Source organism: Dietzia sp. CQ4, from assembly GCF_014145125.1.
Taxonomy (GTDB): Bacteria; Actinomycetota; Actinomycetes; order Mycobacteriales; family Mycobacteriaceae; genus Dietzia; species Dietzia natronolimnaea.
Genome location: NZ_JAALDZ010000299.1, coordinates 1 through 5,350 on the forward strand (window position 1 = coordinate 1; position 5,350 = coordinate 5,350).

Below are 5,350 nucleotides of genomic sequence, written 5' to 3' on the forward strand. Positions count from 1 at the left end.
CAGCTTCTTGGGCTCCGGGGTCTTCTGCTTTTTCAGGACATATCCGTGGCCGGAGACGGCGAGCCGGCTCTCGGCCCGCGTGGTGGCGACGTACAGGAGCCGGATCCGCTCTGCCCTGGAGTGCTCGGCCTCTCGCTCTGCGGCCCGCGCGAATCCGGGATCACGGACCTGCGTGGAGAAGGAGGCCACGGGGCGCGGGGGATCGTCGTCCGTCCACAGGAGTCTGTCGCGGTCCCCGGGCCAGCCGCGGCTCATCCCGGCCAGGACGACCATGGGGTACTCGAGGCCCTTGGCGGCATGGATGGTGGTGATCCGCACCGCGTCGACACCGATCTCGGGGATCACCGCCTCGGGGACGCGGGCGTCCTCGGCGGTGAGGGCCAGCGCCCAGTCCGCGTACTCCCGCAGGTCGGCGCGGGCGGGGTCGGCGGCGGACTCCTCCCACTGCCAGGCGTGCTCGATGACGAAGCGGATGCGCCGCCACAGGTCGCGGCGGCGGGGGGACTCGGCGACCGACTCGAAGACCATGCGGTCGTGGACGAGCTTCTCCAGGATCTCGCCCGGCCGGCGGCTCCGCCGGGACAGGTCGGAGAGGTAGTCGATCCCCGCGGCGACGGGGGAGTCCTCGAGGTGGTCGGGTGCCGGGGCACCGGGGGCCCACGCCCCACCGGCGGCGCGCCAGCGGAGCAGGTCGTCGTCGCCGCAGCCGAACAGCGGGGAACGGAGCGCACCGACGAGCGAGGCCTCGTCGGCGCTGTTGGCCACGGCCCGCACGGAGAGGAGGAGGTCGCGGATCTCCGGGGTGCCGTAGACGATGGACGACGCCTCGGTCCGGAAATCGATCCCAGCGTGGTCGAGGCACTTCTCGATCATGGGCAGCGAACTCCGCGAGGGCAACAGGATCGCGATGTCCCCGAGGCGGAGCGGGGTGTGACCGCCGTCCCTGGACTCGTGTGTCCACTGCTCGCGGACGGCGGTCGCGATCACCCGGGCCACATCGGAGGCCTCGGTCCAGTGGCGTCGTGCGTCATCGCTCGCGTCCGGCGGACAGTGATCGGGAAGCTCGGGGACGTCCTCGGTGCGGAACACGAACGGGCGGGGGCCGTGCGCGGGGTCGAACGGAGGCCGGTCGGGACCCGGTTCCAGTTCCCGGTAGTCGGGCTGCACTCCCTCCGCGGCGAGGAGTACTTCCGAGAACACCTCGTTGACCCAGTCGAGCACCGCCCGCGAACACCGGAAGTTGGTGCTCAGGCGTTCGACCTCGACTCCGTCCCCGCGCTGCGCTCGCAGGTAGGTGGAGATGTCGGCCCGCCGGAAACGGTAGACGGACTGTTTGGGGTCACCGACGGTGAAGAGCCTGCCGGTCCCTGACACTGATACCGACCCGGTGCCGTCCGTCTGTTCCTCGGCGGTGAGGAGCGTGGCGAGGTCGAGCTGGATGGGGTCGGTGTCCTGGAACTCGTCGATGAGGATCCGGGTGTACCGGGCCCTGACCCGGCCCCGGACGTCCCGGTCCTGCAGCAACTCGCGGGCGAGCACGAGCTGGTCGTGGAACTGCAACGTGCCGTGCCTGCGACGGTCGTCGGCATGTCTGCGGATGACCGGGATGAGGGCGTCCAGGATGATCGCGATGCGTGGGCGCCAGTGGGCGGACAGGACCTCGGTGCAGATCGAGGGCAGTCGCCTGATCTCCTCTTTGATGGCGTCGACGGTGGCCTTGTCCCCCCAGGCGGCGGCGCGTCCTCCCCGGCCTGCGGTCATGGGCTTGCCGAGGAGTTCGACCCAGGTCGGTGACGCCGTCCGATCCGTGGCCGCCGCCTGCAGGTCCCTCAGCCACGCCTCGTGGCCGGCGAGGGTCTGGAAGAGCTTGTCTGTCTCGTCCACGCAGGACTCGCGCCACCCGGTGATCGACCCGATCGCGGCGACGATCTCGCCGAGATCGGGAGAGTCGGGCAGCTCGGAGTCGGGAGACCCGCCGGAGTGGAGAGGGCCGCTGGGGAGCCGGTCCCAGTCGCGGTGCAGCGCCTCGACCATCTCGCGGAAGGCGGGCGTGCCGACGCCGGCGTCGAGCAGGTCGTCGACGGCCCGGGCCAGGACGCCGGAGCGCGAACCGTCCCGGTCGCCGCCGAACAGGACGGTCGCGCATTCCTGCCACATGGCGTCCACGGCCGTGGCCTCGGCGGTGTCCTGCTGGGCGGTCACCCTCGGGGGGATCCCGGCCTCCAGCGGATTCTCCGAGAGCAGGCGCAGGGCGAACGAGTGCAGGGTCCCGATCGCGGCGGTGTCGAGCCCGGCGAGCGCGGCGTCCGCGCGCTGGTCGCCGGCGTCCCGTCGGTCCACCAGATGGACGCGGAGCCGGTCACGCAACTCGGCGGCCGCCTTCTCGGTGAAGGTGATCGCGGCGATCCGGTCCACGGGCACACCGTCGGTGAGCAGGAGGGTGCTGAGCCGGCCGACCAGGGCGTGGGTCTTGCCGGTGCCGGCCCCGGCCTCGACGAACAGGGTGGCGGTGGTGTCGCGCTCGACCCGGTCCCGGGCGGGTTGGTCGTGGAGCACGCTCATGAGGCTGACTCCGATCGGGTCTCGGTGGTGTCGCCGGCGACGATGCCGACGAACGCGGGGTGGGACGCCAATGGCTCCCGCCCGGACAGTCGCTCCCATGTGCGGTCCAGGTCCGTTCCCCCGAGGAGGTCGGCCAGATCACGGGAGGACCCGCGTCCGCCCTTGAGGGGGAACCAGCCCCGTTGGATGGCGTCGACCAGGTTCCCGACGTCCGAGCGGACCCGGTCCATGACGGTGTCCGAGACGGCGAGGGAGATCTGTTCGAACCCGCCGCGCTCGGTGCAGTACCAGTAGCGGACCTCGCTCACCGGCACGTCCCGGGCGGTGGCGGCGGCCGCGGCGTAGAGGGGGAGCTGGAACCGGGTGCCGGACACGGTGGGGTCCTCCTCGCTCGGGCGTTGCTCCGACCCGGGAGGCCTCCCGGTCTTGTAGTCGGTGACGCGTTGTGTGCCGCCCCGGACGTCGAGTCGGTCGATCGATCCGGCCAGGAGCAGGGTCTCCGGTCCGCGGGAGGTGGTCACCTCGAACGGGATCCGGGCCGTCGGTCCCCCGGGGACCTCGCGTCCGAATCCGAGTTCGGTGGCGGTGGGCCGCCAGCCCGCGTCGGCATCGGCGCTGTCCTCCTCGAACCACCGGCCGAGCTCGGCGGCCAGGAGCATCTGCCGCCGGCGCCACAGCGGGGCGAGCAACCCGGGGGCCCCGGTGACGGCCTTCTCGCACTCGTCCCGCAGCGCACGCATGAGCAGGTCCCGGTCCGGACCGGCCCCCAGCTCGAGTCGAGCGGACACGTATCGCTGCAGGATCGCGTGGACCAGGTCGCCGTAGTCGCGCAGGTCCATCTCGATGTCCGCCGCCGGATCGTCGAGTACACGGACGCGGAGGACGGTGCCGAGGAAGAACAGGTAGGGACTCTGGGCCCAGTCCTCCAGGCGGGTGGGTGAGACCGGTGTGTCGAGCACGTTCACCAGGTCGTTCACCGAGGACACGTCCCCGGTGAACCGTGTGAAGACCCCGAGCCTCCGGTCCCGGCGCATTTCGTGGGCCCGCAGGAGCGGCTCCGGCGCCCCCGGTCCCGCCCGCCACCCGCCGGCCGCGAGTTCGCGCAGGCGCAGTTCGGTGGTGGTGGCCGGATCGGGGCCCAGGAGGGACGGCGGGGAGAGGACGCCGTCGAGGAAGGAGGGGACCGCGGTGACGGTGGGGCACCCCTCCAGGGCCTCCTGCCACCTGGTGGCGTGGACCCGCCGACCGGCGAGGCGCGACAGCGTGGGCAGGAGCCACCGCGACGGGATGCGGTGTCCGCCACCCCGCATCGAGCCGCGGGGGAACGAGCACAGGCGTCGGGCCGAGCCCGCCGACAGTGCCAGTTGGAGCACCCGGTAGCGCTCGTCGAGCAGCTCGGATGCCGAGGGGTCGACCGCGCCCTCGGGCAGGAGCGGATCGGGTCGGTGGAGGACGGGTAGCAGGCCCTCGGCCATGCCCACCACGCACACCGTGTCGAGATCCCGGCCGACCGCGTCGTCGATCGGGCCCAGGCTCACGCCCGCTCCCTCCTCGCCGACCCGGTCGGCGAGGGAGTCCAGCCGCGTGGTCACGGCGCCGACGATCCGCTCGCGGGTGATCGCGGGAGAGATGGTGTCGAGGTCGGCGAGCGAACCGACGGCGGCCTGCACGGCCGCCCGGTCGAGGCTCTGCCGGAAGAGCGAGGTGAGCATGGAGTTCACCGTCGCGGCGACCTCGGACCAGGACCGTGCGGAGTCTAGGGCGGCGAGGGCGGACCGGACCTGATCGACGAGGCGCAGCAGAGCCGCGGCGGCCGCCCGGTCGGAGTCGGTGAACTCGACACCGGTGGAAGGGGACACCGCGTCGGGCCGGGGCCCGGACGGATCCGGTTCGATGGCCAGGTGGTCGGCCAGGCGGGCCCAATCACCGCCGCCGATCACGGGGACACGCGTGCGGGTGAGCAACTCCAGGCGGCGCGACGAGACCGGGGCCCCGTGGTCGTCCAGGATAGTCACCGCCCCCTCGGCCACGATCGAGAGCAGTTCGGCCCGCGGCATGAGGTCCGGGTGGATCCCGAGCAACCGGGTGAGGGACCGGCCGGCGGGCGTGCGGCCGAGATCGGTGGCGGAGGGCCCGTTGACGACGATCTCCGCCTCGTCGAACGCGCGGAGCAGCAGTCGCAGGTAGGGATCCGGCGATGGGTAGTAGACGCCGATCCGGTGCCCCGGTATCCCGGCCGCCAGGCGCGAGCGGACGAACCGGACGACCGCCCGCACCTCGTCGTCCGAGTCCGAGGCGTGCAGCACGTGGGTTCCCGTGACGGCGCCCTCGCCGTCGGGTTCCGCCGCGGAGGCCAGGTGGTCGGCTCCCGTCCCGGGGACCGGCGTGATCCCGCGCGCGTCCAACGCGGCGCGTAGTCGCCGTTCGGCCTCCGTCCCCCTCAGTGGAGCCGCGAGGACGATCCGGCCGAGCGCGTCCAGCCTCCCCAGCGCGTCGGTCACCGCCTCGAACTGCGTGTAGTAGGCGGCACCGGTCATCGACAGTGCCTGCTCCGACAGCCGGAGCACCTCGGAATGGAGGGGGTTGTCCGGCGCCACCGACCCGGCCTCCACGGTGCCCAACCGCAGGCATGCCCGGGCGACCGCCTGGCCGGTGACCGGTTCGGAGGCCACCGCCCGGAGCGCACCGGGGTCGGCGTCCAGGGCCTTCTCCACCGCGGCCTCGAGGAGTGGGAACGGCAGCGCGGCGCGGGGGGCCAGGGCCGGCGCGGACAGGTCGGTCACCACCT

Annotated in this window: 2 protein-coding genes; both read right to left on the reverse strand. The window is 72.7% G+C overall.

Going from position 1 to position 5,350, the window contains the following annotated elements; all coding sequences use genetic code 11:
• On the reverse strand, positions 1–2,562 hold a 2,562-nt coding region (locus G6031_RS15330), incomplete at its 3' end, for a UvrD-helicase domain-containing protein (protein ID WP_182653721.1).
• The coding region (locus tag G6031_RS15335; RefSeq protein WP_182653722.1) for a PD-(D/E)XK nuclease family protein at positions 2,559–5,350 on the reverse strand (2,792 nt) is incomplete at its 5' end. The genes G6031_RS15335 and G6031_RS15330, both read right to left, overlap by 4 nt.